Source organism: Listeria sp. Marseille-Q6474 (genome assembly GCF_946902005.1).
Classification (GTDB): domain Bacteria; phylum Bacillota; class Bacilli; order Lactobacillales; family Listeriaceae; genus Listeria; species Listeria innocua.
The window spans coordinates 176,229-193,941 of record NZ_CAMPPS010000002.1 but is presented as its reverse complement, the minus strand read 5'-3'; the positions used below and the strand labels follow the sequence as shown (position 1 = coordinate 193,941).

The 17,713-nt window shown below is 37.9% G+C and carries 15 protein-coding genes; 8 read left to right on the top strand and 7 right to left on the bottom strand.

Annotation, left to right across the window (positions count from 1 at the left end):
• Window positions 1-42 precede the first annotated feature (42 nt).
• The 6 genes from OC533_RS11785 to OC533_RS11760 all read right to left on the bottom strand — a co-directional run bounded on the left by OC533_RS11785 (window position 43) and on the right by OC533_RS11760 (window position 6,860).
• Entirely contained in the window at window positions 43-1,176 is a 1,134-nt protein-coding gene (locus tag OC533_RS11785) for a DUF445 domain-containing protein (RefSeq protein ID WP_070753819.1), read from the bottom strand.
• 103 nt (window positions 1,177-1,279) lie between these two features.
• Entirely contained in the window at window positions 1,280-2,647 is a 1,368-nt protein-coding gene (gene fumC / locus OC533_RS11780) for a class II fumarate hydratase (RefSeq protein ID WP_194323571.1), read from the bottom strand.
• Window positions 2,648-2,716: 69 nt separating this feature from the next.
• On the bottom strand, window positions 2,717-3,511 hold the full coding sequence (locus tag OC533_RS11775) for an ABC transporter permease subunit (protein WP_194323570.1): 795 nt from the start codon (window positions 3,509-3,511) through the stop codon (window positions 2,717-2,719).
• The gene (locus OC533_RS11770) at window positions 3,508-4,413 is read right to left on the bottom strand and encodes an ATP-binding cassette domain-containing protein (protein WP_194323569.1); all 906 of its coding nucleotides are present in this window, start codon (window positions 4,411-4,413) and stop codon (window positions 3,508-3,510) included. The genes OC533_RS11775 and OC533_RS11770 overlap by 4 nt, the downstream gene beginning before the upstream one ends.
• Complete coding sequence (locus tag OC533_RS11765; protein WP_003763578.1) at window positions 4,413-4,610, bottom strand: PLDc N-terminal domain-containing protein; 198 nt, start codon at window positions 4,608-4,610, stop codon at window positions 4,413-4,415. Before OC533_RS11765 ends, OC533_RS11770 begins: the two co-directional genes overlap by 1 nt.
• Window positions 4,611-4,715: 105 nt before the next feature.
• Window positions 4,716-6,860, bottom strand: coding sequence for a penicillin-binding protein 1A (locus OC533_RS11760; RefSeq protein ID WP_003769860.1), 2,145 nt, complete (start codon window positions 6,858-6,860; stop codon window positions 4,716-4,718).
• A 323-nt stretch (window positions 6,861-7,183) separates the two neighbouring features.
• Between OC533_RS11760 and OC533_RS11755 the strand changes: the two genes are divergently transcribed.
• The 3 genes from OC533_RS11755 (at window position 7,184) to OC533_RS11745 (ending at window position 10,103) form a co-directional block, all read left to right on the top strand.
• Complete coding sequence (locus OC533_RS11755; RefSeq protein ID WP_003768022.1) at window positions 7,184-7,609, top strand: low molecular weight phosphatase family protein; 426 nt, start codon at window positions 7,184-7,186, stop codon at window positions 7,607-7,609.
• Window positions 7,610-7,671: 62 nt separating this feature from the next.
• Window positions 7,672-8,541, top strand: a complete 870-nt coding sequence (locus OC533_RS11750) for a cation diffusion facilitator family transporter (RefSeq protein ID WP_003768024.1) — start codon at window positions 7,672-7,674, stop codon at window positions 8,539-8,541.
• A 257-nt stretch (window positions 8,542-8,798) separates the two neighbouring features.
• Window positions 8,799-10,103 carry a hemolysin family protein gene (locus tag OC533_RS11745; protein WP_003769865.1) on the top strand — a complete coding sequence of 435 codons (1,305 nt, stop codon included), beginning with the start codon at window positions 8,799-8,801 and terminating at the stop codon, window positions 10,101-10,103.
• A 40-nt stretch (window positions 10,104-10,143) separates the two neighbouring features.
• Here the strand turns inward: OC533_RS11745 and OC533_RS11740 are convergent, their stop codons facing one another.
• Window positions 10,144-11,022, bottom strand: coding sequence for a LysR family transcriptional regulator (locus tag OC533_RS11740; RefSeq protein WP_003763592.1), 879 nt, complete (start codon window positions 11,020-11,022; stop codon window positions 10,144-10,146).
• A 300-nt stretch (window positions 11,023-11,322) separates the two neighbouring features.
• Between OC533_RS11740 and OC533_RS11735 the strand changes: the two genes are divergently transcribed.
• The 5 genes from OC533_RS11735 (at window position 11,323) to OC533_RS11715 (ending at window position 17,695) form a co-directional block, all read left to right on the top strand.
• The gene (locus tag OC533_RS11735; protein WP_262265263.1) at window positions 11,323-12,177 is read left to right on the top strand and encodes a sugar phosphate isomerase/epimerase family protein; all 855 of its coding nucleotides are present in this window, start codon (window positions 11,323-11,325) and stop codon (window positions 12,175-12,177) included.
• A 69-nt stretch (window positions 12,178-12,246) separates the two neighbouring features.
• Window positions 12,247-14,172, top strand: a complete 1,926-nt coding sequence (locus tag OC533_RS11730) for an FAD-dependent oxidoreductase (protein ID WP_010991131.1) — start codon at window positions 12,247-12,249, stop codon at window positions 14,170-14,172.
• 59 nt (window positions 14,173-14,231) lie between these two features.
• Complete coding sequence (gene aroE, locus OC533_RS11725) at window positions 14,232-15,101, top strand: shikimate dehydrogenase (RefSeq protein ID WP_194323568.1); 870 nt, start codon at window positions 14,232-14,234, stop codon at window positions 15,099-15,101.
• Between the two features lie 32 nt (window positions 15,102-15,133).
• Entirely contained in the window at window positions 15,134-16,342 is a 1,209-nt protein-coding gene (locus OC533_RS11720; RefSeq protein ID WP_003769874.1) for an MFS transporter, read from the top strand.
• 159 nt (window positions 16,343-16,501) lie between these two features.
• A complete protein-coding gene (locus tag OC533_RS11715; RefSeq protein ID WP_160464398.1) occupies window positions 16,502-17,695 on the top strand; it encodes an MFS transporter in 1,194 nt (397 codons plus the stop codon).
• The last annotated feature ends 18 nt before the right edge of the window (window positions 17,696-17,713 follow it).

Sequence of the window (17,713 nt, the reverse complement as noted above, 5' to 3'; positions counted from 1 at the left end):
TCACTATAACAAAAAGTCGCATGTTATTCCAGTATAAAAGAACTAAATCCACATCGCGAGTATTCCTTGAATGATTCCGATAAATCCTCCTAAAATCCCGCCTAAATAGGTTATCATTTTTAATTCTCTGCCGGAAATCTCTACAACAAGTTTTTCGATTTCAGGTAATGAAAAAGTCGCTATTTGTGTTTCGACAAGTTTTGCTAAGTCCATTCGCTCCACTATTTCTGCACTATGAGTCGCTACAAAATCAAGCATTCGCTCTACTGCAAAAGGAATCATTTTTTCTGTAATGGCGGCTTCATAATTGCGTAGTATGCCTTGAATGGGTTGGTTAAATAGTTTTTCATGTGGAACAGCTTGAATAATTTCTGAAGTAAGCTGCCCTGCCAAATGTGCTTGTTTTTCTGTTGGAATAAGTTCTTGTAGCTCTTTTGCTTCAAAATTATGCCATTCAGTTGTTAGCAATTGGTTGATGATATTTTTAGTGTCTTCTTGGTTAATAAGTTTTAAGCCCTCTTGTTGAATTTTTTCTGAGAAACTATCGATATTGATGAACATTCTCGCCATGCTGCCCATTTTCCCATGTTCTTCAAAGAATTTTTGAAGCATTTGTTTAATCTGAATTTTGCCTGCTTCACTCGCTATAAAAACACTCATTTTACTCGTTATTCTTTCTGTTACATGAGGGAGTTTTTTAGTTAGTTCGTTTTCTAGCATAGAAGGAATTAACTCGCTCATTTGTGTTGATTGTTTTGTTGTTAAAAAGCGGCTAATTTCGATTTCTAGCGTTCTTTCTAACCATGAAATAGAGCGAACTTCTGCATTTTCGTATCCTAAATGGTGCAGTAATTCGTTCGGCGTTGTTTCTAATTTCATTTTTTCATGAAACATTTTTGTAATGGTTTCTGTTACTTCTCTTTGTAAATTCTCATCCAATAGTCTCGCGCGAATGGCATCCTCTGTTAGTAAATGACTTACCACTACTTTTCCAATGTGTTCTGCAAGTTCATCGCGCCTTTTTGGAATTAAGCCTGGTGTAAATGGTAAACGTTTATTAAATAGATAAATGGCTTTGTACGGACGAAAGAGCATTCGGATAGCGATATAATTCGTCATCGCCCCAATAAATCCGCCAATCACTGCCATTAAAAGTATCGTAAATAATACTGACATGTTTTGCATCTCCTAATATTTGTCTAGTAAAAGTGGTTTTATTATACGTGAAAAATCCCTAGACAACAATTGTTTCTAGGGAAGTTCATTCTAAAGTATGAGATTACAAATTAGTCATTTTTAGTGGGTCTATCCATAAATCGAATTCTTTTTCTGTTACAAAACCAGTTTTAATTGCTGCTTCTTTTAAAGTCGTATTTTCATCGAAGGCTAACTTGGCAATTTTGGCAGCTTTTTCGTAACCTATATGTGGATTCAAGGCTGTAACAAGCATCAGCGAATCATTTACTTTAGCTTCAATCACACTTTCATTGGCAGTTAGTCCTTCTAAACAATGAATTCGGAAGGAGCGCATACTATCAGAAAGTAATGTGATAGATTCTAAGAAATTAAAAATAATTACAGGCTTATAAACATTTAATTCAAAATTACCTTGGCTTGCTGCGATATTAATCGTTGTATCATTTCCCATTACTTGAGCGGCCACCATCGTAATTGCCTCACACTGTGTAGGGTTCACTTTTCCTGGCATGATGGAGCTGCCTGGTTCGTTAGCCGGGAGAGTTAGTTCACCAATGCCACTACGAGGACCACTTGCTAGTAGACGAATATCGTTAGCAATTTTCATTAAATCAGAAGCAAGGCTGCGAATGGCTCCATGGACGAAATTAATCGGGCTATGACTCGTTAAAGCGAAATATTTATTAGAATCAGAAGTAAAAGGATACCCAGTTTGTTTCCTTAGTTCTTCTGCAACTTTATCACCAAAATCTTTGGAGGCATTTAATCCCGTTCCAACTGCTGTCCCGCCAATTGCAAGTGGTAAAATTGCTTTCATACTAGACTCAAGGTAGTTTTTATTATTTGTCAGACACGCTTCCCAGCCACTAATTTCTTGCCCAAGCGTGAGTGGAGTTGCATCTTGCAAATGCGTTCTACCAATTTTAACGAGCTGCATATATTGATTTTTCTTCGTCGTTAAAACTTCTTCCATTTTAGTTATCTCTGGTAAAAGTTTCGTTACTAAAGCTTGATAAGCAGCTATATGCATCGCTGTCGGAAATGTATCATTCGAGCTTTGCGACATGTTAACATCATCATTTGGATGAACTTTTTCCTCACCTAAAGTTAAATTGGCAACGTGCGCAATAACTTCATTAACGTTCATATTGCTTTGCGTTCCGCTTCCCGTTTGCCAAACGACTAAAGGAAAATGTTCATCTAGTTCGCCTTGAATGATTTGATCACAAACGTTTCCGATTGCTACCGATTTCGCTTCGGATAACTTTCCTTCTAAGGCATTCACTTTAGCCGCAGCTTTTTTCAACTGAGCAAAAGCGTAGATAATTTCTTTCGGCATATAATTATCACCAATAGCAAAGTTTCTTCTACTTCGCTCTGTTTGGGCTCCCCAGTACTTAGCTGGATCAACTGAAATTTCTCCAAGTGTATCACGTTCAATTCGTTCCATTTTGCCACCCCTTTTTATTCTATTTTATTATATTCCGGATGTTTACGCAAAACCAACAAATAATGTTCGCTATTCTGTTTTTTGAAGTGGTTTTATTTTAATCATTACAATGGTGAGAATTATTAATAAAGCGATCCAAGCTATTGAAATGAACAGTGTTGGTATAAAGTAGTCCATTGTTTTTTCTGACATTATTAGCATGGTTGCATTTTTGCTTAAGTAAGCAGGATTAAACATTTGTATCCAACCGCCAAAACCGCTAATGACACCTAAGAGAATGGCTGTAAATACGCTAATCATTGCAACTACGGCATTGCTATCAAATACAGCACTGGCGAAAACGACCAAACTAATAACAAAAACAAACCAAAGTGCGTAGACAAAAAATCCTTCGATCAAAGAATTCATATCTAAATCGCCAAATAAAAAATACGTATAATATGCTGCTAAAACATAACCAATGAATAATGAACTTAAGCCAACAATACACTGCATAACCCACTTGGATAGGACATATTCTACGGCTGATACTGGTCTAGTCATAATAAAAGCAAGCATCCCTCTAGAACGATCATTTTGAATACAAGCCATCGCTACGACAATCATAATGATAACTCCAATTTGATCAAACTGAGAGCCAAGTGTTTGCGACATTACTTCTTGCGCTGATTGATTTCCCATCAAGGCCACTACTTGCTCCGTTTCTGCGCCAGTTCCAACCGCTTTAAGTATTTCTGGTAAAAAATAAAGCATTAATGGTTGTGTAAGTCCAAGAAGTGCAAAGACAATTGGCATCCAAATGATTTTCAAACTCCGCCGCTGTTCTAACCATTCTTTTCCGAGTAAAGCACTAAAATGCGTCATTGTCTCACCTTCTCCATAAAAATTTCTTCTAGGCTTTGGTGTCTGTTTTCTACGCGAATCAGTTCACCTTTCGTTTTTAATAGTGCTTCTAAAATAGCTTCTGAGCCAGCTTTTTTATTTGTAGCATACACTTGATAAACCATGCCAGCCTTTTCGATTTTTTCAATATCCTTATTTTGATTAAGAAGCGCTAGCCAGGCTTCCTCATCTCCAATAAATTCAACATCAAATACCGGGGAACTTTCTTCTTGCATAAGCTGTTCAACTGTTTTATCCGCAACTAATTCACCATTTTTGATAATTGCAATGCGGTCACAAATCTCTTCCGCATCTTTTAAAATATGAGTTGAAAACAAAATTGTCATTTCACTTTTCAGTTTTTCTAAAAGCACGATAATTTCCCGGCGACCAATTGGATCAAGTGCGGATACCGGTTCGTCCAAAACAAGCAATTCCGGTCGATGTAAAATTGCCTGAGCGATCCCAAGACGTTGCCGCATTCCTCCTGAATAGGTGCTAATTTTTTTGTGAGTACTATCTGCTAATCCGACTAGTAGTAAGACTTCTTTGATTCGCTCTTCTAAATCTTGTTTTTTCATGTTAGACAGTTTTCCCATAAAACGAAGACATTCTAATGCGCTCATCCAACCATAAAATTCTGGATATTGTGGTAAAAAACCAATTTTCTCACGCACTAACTTTGCTTCTTGGCCATCTAGTTTAATTTGACCCTCGTCTTGCGCTAAGATTTGGACAATCATGTTAATCATTGTCGACTTACCCGCGCCATTTGGTCCGATTAAAGCTACACATTCTTTATTATTTATAGTTAGATCGATTCCTTTAATAACCCATTTTCCGTTATATTTTTTCTTTAGTCCTTGGATTTCTAAATTTTTCATTAGCTTTCATCCTCTTTTCGCCCAAAAATAAAATATGCAATTGGACCAAAGATATTAATAAATATAATGACAATTAACCAAATAATAGGGTTTTTACGTGTTTGCCAATTTTTAGCTAAATCTATAATCGCTGTTAAAAGTAAGGCTAAATAAAGAATTATTACGGGAATTAGTAATGCTATTTGCGTTTTATCCAATGTATTCACCTCATTTATTTGTTATACTCATTGTATAACAGTTATAATATTAAAGCAATATAAAAAAGCACATTTTACTAAGAATAAAGTAAAATGTGCTTTTTATTAGTTGCCGATAGAATCAATTAAGTTTCCAATACCATCTGAAACTTTTCCGCCAAATTCTTTTACTTTCTCGGCGCCTTTTTTAATCGTTTCGCCTGCTTCACCTGCTTTGTCTTTTACGCCACTCCAGAAGTCGCTGCCACTATTATTGTCGGATTCTTCTTCTTGTTTTTTCGCAGCAGTTTCTTGTGCAGCACTTTTAGTATCAAAGTCAGCAGATTTTTGGTAACGCAAGCCACTGTTCATTACATAATGAGCTAGGCTTGATACCCCGGCAGAGCTTGTTGTAGTGAGGTAATGGTCTTTGTCTGTTTTATCAAATCCCATCCAAACAGCGCCAACTAAATTAGGCGTGTAACCTACAAACCACTGATCTTTTGTCCCATTAGTATCATTGAAAGGAACTTGAGTCGAACCAGTTTTACCTGCCATTTCGTGACCGGAAACTGCTGCACTCTGACCAGTCCCTGTATTGATTACGTCAAGTAACATCGATGTCATTTCTGTTGAAACAGTTTTTGAGATAATTTGTTTTGTTTTTGGAACATTTTCATAAACGGTATTTCCTGATGGATCAACAATTTTAGTAATGATATGCGATTCTGGTTTTGCGCCGTTATTGGCAAACGTAGCATAGGCAGTAGCCATTTCAACAGGCGAGGCACCTTTACTCATACCACCGAGCGCTAATCCAAGTGTTTGGTCTTTTTCTGGTACTTCGATGCCAAATTTTTCTACAGATTTAACACCTTTGTCAATACCGATTTGATCTAACAACCAGACCGCTGGCGCATTGATTGAGTTTGCCACCGCTTTGTACATTGGGACTTCTCCATTATAAATTCCGCCTACGTTGGTTGGAGTATAGTTTCCTTTGTACGTTACTTTTTCATCTTTTAACATCGAATCGACATTATAACCCGATTGAAGTGCTGGCGTATAGACAGCGAGTGGTTTCATCGTAGAACCTGGCTGAGCCTTCATTTGCGTAGCTCTGTTAAATCCACGGAAAACGTGCTCTCCTCGTCCACCAACAAGCGCTCTAATTCCTCCTGTTGCTGGATCCATTAGAACAGCTCCTGATTGGACAAGCGTGCCATCGTTCGCATTTCTAGGGAATAAAGAATCGTTATTATACACTTTTTCTAAAGAGGTTTGATAGTTTTGATCTAATTCCGTATAGATTTTATAGCCTTTTTGCATAATTTCATCTTGAGTGATGTCAGCTTCATTTACTGCTTCATTGATAACTGCATCAACATACCAAGGATATTTGTTTGCAAGTGGATCTTTTGATTGGTCATTTAAAACGATTTTGGTCGCTTTATATTTATCACCTTCTGCTTTGGTTATATCGCCGGTTTCAACCATAGCATTAAGTACCATGTTCCGTCGATTAGTTGCCTTTTCAATATGTTGATACGGGTCATAGGCGCTCGGTGCTTGGAGCAGTCCCGCAATAGTCGCAGCTTCCGGGATATTTAAATCAGCTGCTGGCTTTCCAAAGTATTTCAAAGAAGCGTTCTCAACACCCCACTCCCCGTTTCCAAAGTAAGAGCGGTTTAAGTACATTTCCATAATTTCATCTTTGGAGTAGGTTTTTTCAATCTCTCGAGCCATAAAAATTTCCTTCGCTTTTCGCGTAAAGGTCTGTTCTTGGGTTAGCAAGGCATTTTTGGCAAGCTGTTGTGTGATAGTACTACCACCACCTGAAATTCCCCCGTTAGTAATCAGGTTAACTCCAGCACGAGCGATTCCTTTTAAGTCAAAGCCCTTGTGTTCATAAAAACGTCGGTCTTCAATGGATACGACTGCATTTTGGAGATTTTTAGAGATTTTATCAATTGATACAAAGGTTGCGTCGGTCGATGACAATTCTCCTGCTTTATCTCCGTCTTTATCGTAAACAATCGTGGCTGATTCTAAGCCTTTTTTCAAAGCATCTATATCTGCGGACTTAGCTACTACAACAAGATAAATAATAAAACTTAATAAAAATACGAGTCCTGCAAGTAAAAAAATCTTGCCAATATGTTTGTTTTTCCAGAAGCGTCTAAATTTCCGCCATAAGGTGCTAATCCATTTTCCAATAAATCCAAAGAATGATTTAATGTATTTAATGAGTTGTTGTTTAAATTTGTCCATGTAACTCTCCTATCTTTCTACACGGTATTAAAGAAAACTGTAAACACAGTTATACACGTATTTTACGTTAAAACACAATTTTATGCCACCAACTTTAGACCGATTTTTGTAATATTTTTGTAATAATCCATATTTCCTACACATTTATTTACTTCTTTTTTACAATTTCTTCATTTTAATGTTTCCAGTAGTTTAAAAAGGGTAGATATTAATGTTACCATTACTAGTGTTTTGGTAATAATAATCGCCTATATACTGTGTACAACTAGTAATGGCAGCAAGTTTTACATGGGTTCATTAATAAGCCGGAAAGGATTTGGAATATGACGCAAAAGCTGATCTACTTTTTATCACAAACGCATATTCGAAGTGCCATTGCTGAAGCTTGGGCGAAGAAACTTTCACTTAGCAATGTCAAATTCATTAGCGGTTCTTGGCATAAATCCAAAGCAACTCCATTTATTGCAGAAGCGTTGAATGAGTTTGCGATTGAGCCACCTGAAAGCTTGTCTTATTCCCCTAGCTCTGAACTACTGGCAGATGCTGATCTCATTGTAACAATTTATGATTCTGCACATGAAACTGCACCACAATTTCCTGCTAACATACAAGAAAAAATTATTTATTGGGACATTGATGATCCAGAACAAGAAATAGCGTTACCCAAAAAATGGGCGAGTTATCAAGAAGTCTGTGATAACATTGCCTTATCTGTAAAAAATTTAGAGCACGTATTGATAGAGGCTTAGATTTCGTTGTCCCGCCACTCGTAGGCGGGACTTTTATGTTAAAAGAAAGGGGTATACATACTATGGACGGATATAATGATTTAAAAAAAGCAGAAAAAGCCGCCTTTTTAAGTATATTTGCTTACTTATTTCTTTCCGTTTTAAAAATTGCAGCTGGTCATTTCGGAAATTCTGATGCATTACTTGCAGATGGATTAAATAACACAACAGATATAGTCGCATCCGTTGCTCTTCTTATTGGCCTTAGAATTTCACGCATTCCACCTGACGCCGATCATTCTTATGGTCACCGGCGAACAGAAACAATTAGTTCCTTAATTGCATCCATTATTATGTTTTTAGTTGGTGTTCAAGTCATTTGGAGTTCTATTGTTCATATTATTGAAAAGGAATTCACTGCACCTTCCATGTTGACTGCTATTGTAGCACTTTTTTCAGGTGTATTCATGTATGCTATTTATTTATATAATCATAGACTCGCGAAAAAACTTGATAGTCAGGCGGTCCGAGCTGCTGCTTATGATAATCGCTCGGATGCATTTGTTAGTTTTGGCGCATTCATTGGAATTATCGGAGCAGTACTTGGAGTTCCGTGGCTCGATTCAGTGACAGCCTTTTTAGTTGGTGTTTTAATTGTTTATACGGCTGTCAAAATCTTTTATGATGCAGCTCATACACTAACAGATGGCTTTGATGTATCCAAATTAGAAACAATTCACGATTTAATCGCTTCTGTCCCCGATGTCAAAAAAGTTATTGATATAAAGGCGCGGATGAATGGAAATCGTATTTGGATTGATGCAACTATCGCAGTTGACCCAGATTTAAATGTAGTAAAAAGCCATGAAATCACTGAAATTGTTGAACAAAAAATCCGTAATGAATACGAAGGTGCATTTACGTTAGTCCATATTGAACCTTTTTTTGAATAATATTCATTGTCAATAATCGTAAAGTCAACTATAATTTAGATTAAAGTATCATTTGCTGGGAGGGAATATTCGATGGGGCAGAGAAACTAATTCACTTAAATTATCTAACTAGAATGAAAAGTATGCAGCAATACATTGGAGGAGTTCTCTTCCAGAGCCGTTTTTTTCTTCTATATAGATAGTTTTATCATAAGCTTATTTATATTAAATTAGGAGGTGTTTGCCTTAGCAGAAACAGTTTCTGCCAAGGCGATTTATTGATATTAACCATTAAATTTTTAATTATAGCTTTACTTATTGCTATATCGGCGTTTTTCGTGGCAACGGAATTTGCGATTGTAAAAATGCGACCGAGCCGTTTGGACCAATTAATTGCAGAGAAAGATAAACGTGCGGTTCTTGCTAGACATATTTACAATCATTTGAACGCTTACTTATCGGCCTGCCAACTCGGGATAACGATTAGTTCTCTTGGACTTGGTTGGTTAGGGGAATCTACGGTTGAAGCTGCATTGCATCCATTATTCAGCTTGCTAGAACTACCACAATCTGCTATTACGATTCTTTCGTTCACTATAGCCTTTCTTTTTATCACGTTCTTACACGTGGTTGTCGGGGAACTTGTACCGAAAACACTTGCGATTGATAAAACTGAAACGGTTGCTCTTGCGGTAGCACGTCCACTGCATATTTTTTATAAAGTGATGTTCCCGTTCATTTGGATTTTAAATGGTTCTGCGGTTTTCATCGCGCGTTTATTCGGCTTAGAGCCAGCTTCTGAACATGAAATCGCTCATACAGAAGACGAGTTAAAAATAATCGTTGGCGAAAGTTATAAGAGCGGTGAAATCAATCAATCAGAATTCCGTTATGTGAATAAGATTTTTGATTTTGACGAACGTATGGCGAAAGAAGTCATGATTCCGCGAACGGAGATTGTAACGGTTGATACGGGATCTACTATCGGCGAATTATCCGACATTATGCAAAATGAGCGTTATACGCGCTATCCAGTTATTGATGGCGATAAGGACCACGTTATTGGTGTACTTAATTTAAAAGAAATTTTGTCAGCATATGTGGAACACGGATCGAATCCAAGTTTTAGTATTGATCCTTACGTAAAACCAATTATTCGTGTGATTGAAACAATTCCAATTAAAGAATTGCTTTTCCGAATGCAGCGCGAACGCTCCCATATTGCGATTTTACTTGACGAATATGGCGGTACTTCCGGGCTCGTTACGGTAGAAGATATTGTCGAGGAAATCGTTGGTGATATTCGCGATGAATTTGATGCTGATGAAATTCCAGAAATCCGTAAAATCAAAGACGGTCACTACATTGTTGACGCAAAACTTCTGATTGATGAAGTAAATAATATTTTAGGTACTGAAATCGAGGAAGAAGAAGTTGACACAATCGGCGGCTGGTTCTTAACACAAAATTATGAAGTAGAAGTTGGGGACGAAATCGATTACGATGGCTTTATTTTCCGCGTGAAACAAGGCGAACCCCATCATATTGAATATATCGAGATTATCAAAAAAACAAATGACTAATAATAAAGGTAGCTATCCTCTCACTTGGATAGCTACCTTTTTAAATGCGATGTTCTAGCATAAATTGTTTGAATCGCTCTGCTGCTGGAGTTAACGTTTGGTTTTTTACAACCGCTAAATAAAAGAAACGTTCCCAGTTTGGACTTCTAATTGGTAAAACTTTAACGTCCACATAATTTAAAATCGGCATATTTGGAACAACGGCAATCCCAAAATTTTGCGCAACCATCCCTGCAATCACTTGATCTACTTCGATTTCATAGGCAATTTTGTAATCCTCGCCAATTTTTCTAAATAAATCATCAATAATTGGTCGTAAGCCGCTTTTCTTTGAGAAAGCAATATGCGGGTATGGCACGGTTTCAATTAAATCAATCCAATCTTTTTCAGCTAATGGATGACTTTTTGGTACAATCAGCACTAATTCTTGTTTTGCAATCGGCGTAAAATGGATATTTCGTTCATTCTCGAGCTTAGAGCATATCCCAATATCGTATTTCTTTTCTTTTAGTCCTTGAATAATATCAATCGAAACACCCGTATGAAAAACGAAATCAATTTTCTTTTCTGGTTCTGTTTGTATGAATTCTTGAACAAGCTTAGGCACAAGTGAGGTTCCAAGCGTTTGTAAAAATGCTAAATCAATCTGCCCTTCTCCGTTTGCGGCTTTTTTGGTAGTCGCTACTCCGGCATCAATCATGTCTAACGATTCTTCTACATAATCCAGAAACACTTTTCCCGCCTTGCTTAATCCAATGTTTCGGCCCTCTTTTTCAAATAAAGGTATACCTAATTCTTGTTCTAACGAAGAAATTGCGTGACTTAAACTCGGTTGAGTGATGAGTAATTTTTCAGCTGCTTTTGTGTAATGTTCCATGTGCGCCAATGTGACGAAATAACGTAAATGGTGTAAATTCATGGCTTCTCTCCTTACTAAAAATTATCTATGCAATTTATCTATCAATTAATAGAATAATACCAATTTGTTTTTATGGAATAGTCATAATACAATTAGACTGTAGTTACACCAGCAGAACAAACTATTCCTTAAAAACCAATATACGGTAGAATACGTTAACTGTCCAGTTGAAATTTCAAACATTGAAGGCGTTATCACATCAGCGATATTTAATGAACGGGAATTTATTTTTTTACTGGTGTTTGTGAAAATATTATCAAAGTTTCTTGTAATTTTTATTCTAGAGAGGAGATAATTTTTATGACAAATGCAAATGGCGACCTAAAAAAATGCCCAATCACGATTAGCTCTTACACGCTTGGAACGGAGGTATCTTTTCCTGAACGAGTGAGAATCGCAGCAGAAAATGGTTTTGATGGAATTGGCTTACGTGCAGAAAACTATGTAGATGCATTAGCCGCTGGATTAACTGATGAAGATATGTTGCGGATTTTAGATGAGCATAACATCAAAGTAACAGAAGTAGAATACATAACTCAGTGGGGAACCGCCGAGGACCGCACAGCCGAACAGCAAAAGAAAGAACAAACTACTTTCCACATGGCGCGTTTATTCGGCGTCAAACATATTAACTGCGGTTTGCTTGAAAAAATCCCCGAAGAACAAATCATTACGGCACTCGGTGAATTGTGTGACCGTGCGGAAGAATTAATTATCGGTTTAGAGTTTATGCCATACAGTGGTGTAGCAGACTTAGCAGCAGCTTGGCGTGTAGCTGAAGCATGTGGCAGGGATAATGCACAACTAATTTGCGACACTTGGCACTGGGCTAGAGCAAACCAAACAGCAGAATCAATCAAAAATGTTCCCGCTGACCGGATTGTTTCCATCCAATTATGTGACGTACACGAAACACCTTACAAAGAACTTCGGGAAGAATCTCTCCATGACCGACTTGCTCCTGGCGAAGGATACGGCGATACAGTCGGTTTTGCTCGAATCTTGAAAGAGCATAGCGTTAACCCCCGTGTTATGGGCGTTGAAGTTATATCAGACTCCATGGTAGAAACTGGTTTAGAATATGCTGCCATCAAAGTATATAATGCCACGAAAAAAGTATTAGACGAAGCATGGCCAGAAATTTCTCCCAAATAATAAAATAATTAAACATGTGAAAAAAGTAACGTAACAAGAAGATTCTACCTTGAAAGGGAAGTGTTTTTTTTGAAATTTAATTCGATGTTCTCACCGATTGATATCGGGCCTATGAGAGTACCAAATCGTTTTGTTGTATCTCCAATGTGTAATAACTATGCGAATACAGATGGCACTTTAACAGATACTTCATTAGCCTATTATAAAGAACGTGCGCTTGGTGGCTTTGGTCTAATTACTTTTGAAGCGACCGTTGTAGATGTTCGGGCAAAAGGCGGCGCAAATAAAGCATGTCTTTATAGCGATCATCAAATTGCCAGTTTTAAACGAGTGATAGATGCTTGTCATGACGCGGGTGCCAAAATCTCTGTGCAATTACAACACGCTGGACCTGAAGGAAATTCTAAAGTTTCTGGTTATCCTTTAAAAGCAGCTTCCGCCATCGCTTCAGCAGAAGGACGCAATACACCGGAAGCCATTTCACGGGAAGAACTTTATGAATTAATTGAACTTTACGGGGAAGCGGCTTTACGAGCAAAAAAAGCTGGGGCTGATGCAGTAGAAGTTCACTGCGCTCATGGTTATTTAGTAAGTAGTTTCCTATCTGGACGCACGAATAAACGTGTGGATGAATTCGGCGGCTGTTTTGAAAATAGAATGCGACTACCAAGACTAATTATCGAAAGCATTCGAAAACGTGTTGGTCATTCCATCGCAATCCTATGCCGAATTAACAGTACGGATGGCGTGGACGGCGGACTAAGTGTCCAAGATAGTGCGACGGTAGCTGCTTATTTGGAAGATTGTGGTTTAGATGGTTTGCATGTTTCTCGTAGCGTTCATATTCGCGATGAATACATGTGGGCTCCTACCGTGTTACACGCTGGTTTTAGTTCTGACCTTGTAACACAAATTAAACGCGCGGTTTCTATCCCAGTAATTACAGTTGGGCGTTTCACCGAGCCGCATTATGCTGAACTAATGGTTCGCGAAGGTCGGGCTGACTTAGTTGCTTTCGGACGACAATCGTTAGCTGATCCAGAAACACCGAATAAGGCGGCGGCTGGAAAACTAGACGAATTACTTCCTTGTATCGCTTGTCTTCAAGGTTGTGTCGCTAACATGTATGCTGGGAAACCTATTACATGTTTAGTGAATCCTCTACTCGGCCGCGAATCCGAAGCCTATTTGCCAAAAACACCTAGTAAAAAAGTTGTTGTTATCGGCGGTGGTGTTGGTGGGCTTTATGCTGGTTGGATGGCTGGCTCAAGAGGTCATGATGTAACAGTGTACGAAGCATCAGACATTATCGGTGGCCAAATGCGTTTAGCTGCCTATCCTCCAGGAAAAGGCGACCTAACTAATATGGTTCGCAGTTACATTAAAAAATGTGAGCAATTCGATGTGGAAATTAAAACCAATACACCTGTCACGCCTGAACTTATTCAAGATATTGCCCCAGATGCAGTTATTATTGCGACGGGCGCTACTCCACTCGTCTTACCAATTCCAGGTATTGAAGATTCCGGCTTAATCCACGCAGTCGACTTACTTGATGGCAAAGAATCTTGCGGCAAAAAAGTACTAGTTGTTGGCGGAGGTATGGTCGGTAGTGAGACTGCTGCATTTTTAGGTGAAGCTGGTCATGACGTAACAGTTGTCGAACTTCGTGATGAAGTCGGAGCGGATGTTATTTCTGAACACCGAAAATTCCTTATGCGCGATTTTGACGAGTATAAAATTAAAAGTATTACTAATGCAAAAGTGACGAGTTTCTTACCAGACGGGGTCACGTACTCCTTAGCTGATGAAAAAGAATACCGCATTGATGGTTTTGATTCTGTCGTACTTGCAATGGGATCAAGAGCTTACAATCCGCTTGAGGAAGCCATCAAGAAAATCGTCCCAGAAACTTATGTTATCGGTGATGCAGTCCGTGCGCGCCGAGCATTAGACGCAACAAAAGAAGCACTAGATGCCGTATTGCAATTATAATTTATGGTTGTACTCGCCGTTAAGCCGGCGAGTACAAACCTACTTGGAGGTATATGAACGTGGAAAAAAGAATTTCAGGATCAACTCGGCTTCTAAGTTTAATTGGTACACCCGTAGACCATTCAAAATCCCCAATCATGTATAATTATAGTTTTCAAAAAGCTGGTTTAGATTATGCGTATCTTGCATTTGATATTCCTGTAAGTAAAGTCGCTGATGCAATTGCTGCTATCAAGACTTTTAACCTGCGTGGCTCTAACGTAACCATGCCTTGTAAAAGTGAAGTTTTAAAATACATGGATGAACTTTCCCCTGCTGCGCGAATGATTGGTGCTGTAAATACCATTATAAATGAAGATGGGAAACTAACCGGACATATCACAGACGGTCTTGGTTTTGCTAGTAATTTACGGGATTCTGGTGTAGATGTGGAGGGCAAAAAAATGACCATCATCGGCGCTGGTGGTGCAGCAACAGCAATCCAAGTTCAGTGCGCACTTGATGGGGCCAAGGAAATCGCCATTTTTAATATTAAAGATGATTTTTATGAAAAAGCTAAACAAACGATTGCTTCTATTAAACAAGAAGTTCCTGACTGCATCGTACATATTTACGACTTAAATGACACAGCAAAATTACATGAGGAAATAGCAACTAGTGATATTTTAGTAAATGCTACACTCGTTGGTATGCATCCACATGAAAATGAAACGCCTGTCAAAGATACGACTGTCTTCAGAAAAGATTTAATCGTCACCGATGTTGTCTACAATCCAAAGAAAACCAGACTATTGCTAGATGCAGAAGCTGCTGGTTCAAAGACTGTAGGCGGACTAGGCATGCTTTTATGGCAAGGCGCAGAAGCATACAAACTGTTCACGGGTAAAGATATGCCTGTTTCAGAAGTAAAAGATTTATATTTTAACTAATAAATTCATCAGGATTTCGAGAGGAGAAAAAAATGAACGCAAAAAGATTTTATCCAACAGCAATTGCACTTTATTTTACTTATTTTATTCACGGTATTGGGGTATCCATTCTTGGCCAATACAAACAAGATTTCGCTGGAGTTTGGGGAGCCGATAAGCTTTCCGACGGTACATTTGATGTCAGTATGGTTATTGCTGTTATCGCAGCACTCGGCCTAGGACGTTTACTTACACTACCAATTTCCGGACCTTTTTCAGATAAATTCGGGCGTAAACCTTCCGCATTAATCGGTGTTGGTTTATACGCAATTTATTTCATCGGCTTAGCATTTGCACCGAATATGTATATTGCTTATGCCTTCGCTTTCGTAGGCGGGGCGGCGAATTCATTCTTAGACACTGCTGTAACACCATCCGTTCTAGAAATTTTCACTAAAAATGGCGCTATTGCCAATATGTTTACTAAATTCTCTATTTCGATTGGACAATTCGTATTACCTTTCGCTATTGGTATGGTAGCAGCGGCGAATATGTCTTTCCGTACATTATTTATTATTACGATGGCATTAATTGTTATCGACGGTTTAATTATCGCATTTATGCCATTCCCTCCAATGAATAACAATGTGGGCGGCGAAAAAGCAAAACCAGCGAAAATGAAATTCAATGCAACTAGTTGGGCAATCATAGGTATAGGTTTCACATGTACTTCCACTTTCCAACTATGGTTAAACTGTAACCAAGAGCTCGGAAAATTATATGGCATGGCTGATCCAAGTAAGATTCAATCATTCTACTCACTAGGTACTATGTGTGCTATTTTAATTACAGCTGTGCTCGTGAAAAAATTCATTTTACCAGTGCGCATTCTCATTATATATCCAGCAATTGCTACTTTAATGCTACTAATTATTTACATCGTCCAAACACCGACTATATGCTTAATTGGTGGATTTGTAATTGGATACGCTGCTGCTGGTGGGGTTCTTCAACTAGCTGTATCAACTGCCAATGAATTTTTCCCTACGAACAAAGGGAAAATCACTTCGATTGTTATGATTTCCTCAAGTCTTGCAAACTATATTGTTTTAAACATTGCGAGCTATATTACTAAAGCTGGTGGTATCGAAGGTCCGAAATATGTGTTATTATTCAATGTAGTGATCACAGTTATCGGAATCTTACTAGCAATCTTCGTCAATATGCGTTACAAAAATGAATCTAAAATTGCAACTAAATAAGAAACACTTCAACTGAGCATTCACTTGCTCAGTTGAACTTACATATCATTTGTGAATTAAAGCACAAACTTATGAGTTTTATCTATATAAAAGCTTTTAAAATAAGGGTATTTCTCATGAAAAGGTCTTCCAAAGTAACTACATAAAGGAGAGCAGATTATGAAAAATAAGTATTTATCTACTTCACTAGGACTTTATATGAACTATTTCGTTCATGGTATGGCGTTAATCATCATTGCACAAAATATTGATTTTTTATCTCAAAAATGGCATACAGATTTAGCTGGTGCTGCCGGCGTTGTGTCTTCATTTGGGATTGGTAAATTACTTGCTGTTTTTATATCGGGAAAACTATCAGATAAATTCGGTCGTAAATTATCCGTCATTCTCGGCGTATTTTTCTATATTGTTTTTTTAGGCGGTATTTTATTAAGTCCAAATACTATCATAGCCTATGCGTTCGGGATTTCAGCAGGAATTGCAAACTCTTTCCTTGATACAGGTACTTACCCAGCATTAATGGAAGCCTACCCTAAAAAAGCGGCATCAGCTAACATTGTTGTAAAAGCTTTTGTGCAAGCTGGTCAGTTTCTCTTACCATTTATGATTGCTTTTATTTTAGCAAATAACTTATGGTACGGCTGGAGTTTTATCGTGTTAATTGCGATTTTACTTATTAACTTACTGTATACGTTGACTCGTACGTTCCCTCCAATGACCGTTGGAAAACCGCTTGATTTCGAGAAAGAAATCGCTGAAGAGAAGAAAAAAGCATTTCATTTTAGCATTGATGAGATCTGTTTGATTCTCTTTGGATTTGTAGCACAGACGCTTCTATACATTATGAGTCAATGGATAGCAAAATACGGTTCTGAAGTTATTCATATGACTGATAATGCTTCTAGACTACTTGTGAGCTATGCAAGTGTTGGTGCTATTTTATGCGTATGTGTAACGTTTATTTTAGGAAATCGTGGGGTTAAAACACTTCATATTTTAATAACGTATGTAACGATGACGATGTTAGTTTCCTTCACGCTTTTTGCATTCCCAACTGAAATTGTCTGTCTAGTTGGTGCTTTCTTGCTTGGTTATTTCTCAGCTGGCGGTATTATCCAATTAGGTTTAACACTTCTCGCCGAAGTCTCTGCTCGTGGTAAAGGTTTTGTTACTAGCCTTTATACGATCGCTGAAGGCATTGCTGTTTTTGTTATTCCACTTATCGCTGCCGCTATTTCTAGGGTTGATATTGCTGCTATTTTCCTACTAAATGCTGGTATTGCATTATTCGGGTTAGCTCTTTTATTAATCGTATTTGCCAGAAAGAAAAAATTTGCTCGTGATCATATTTAAAAAAAGTATCGAGGTTGG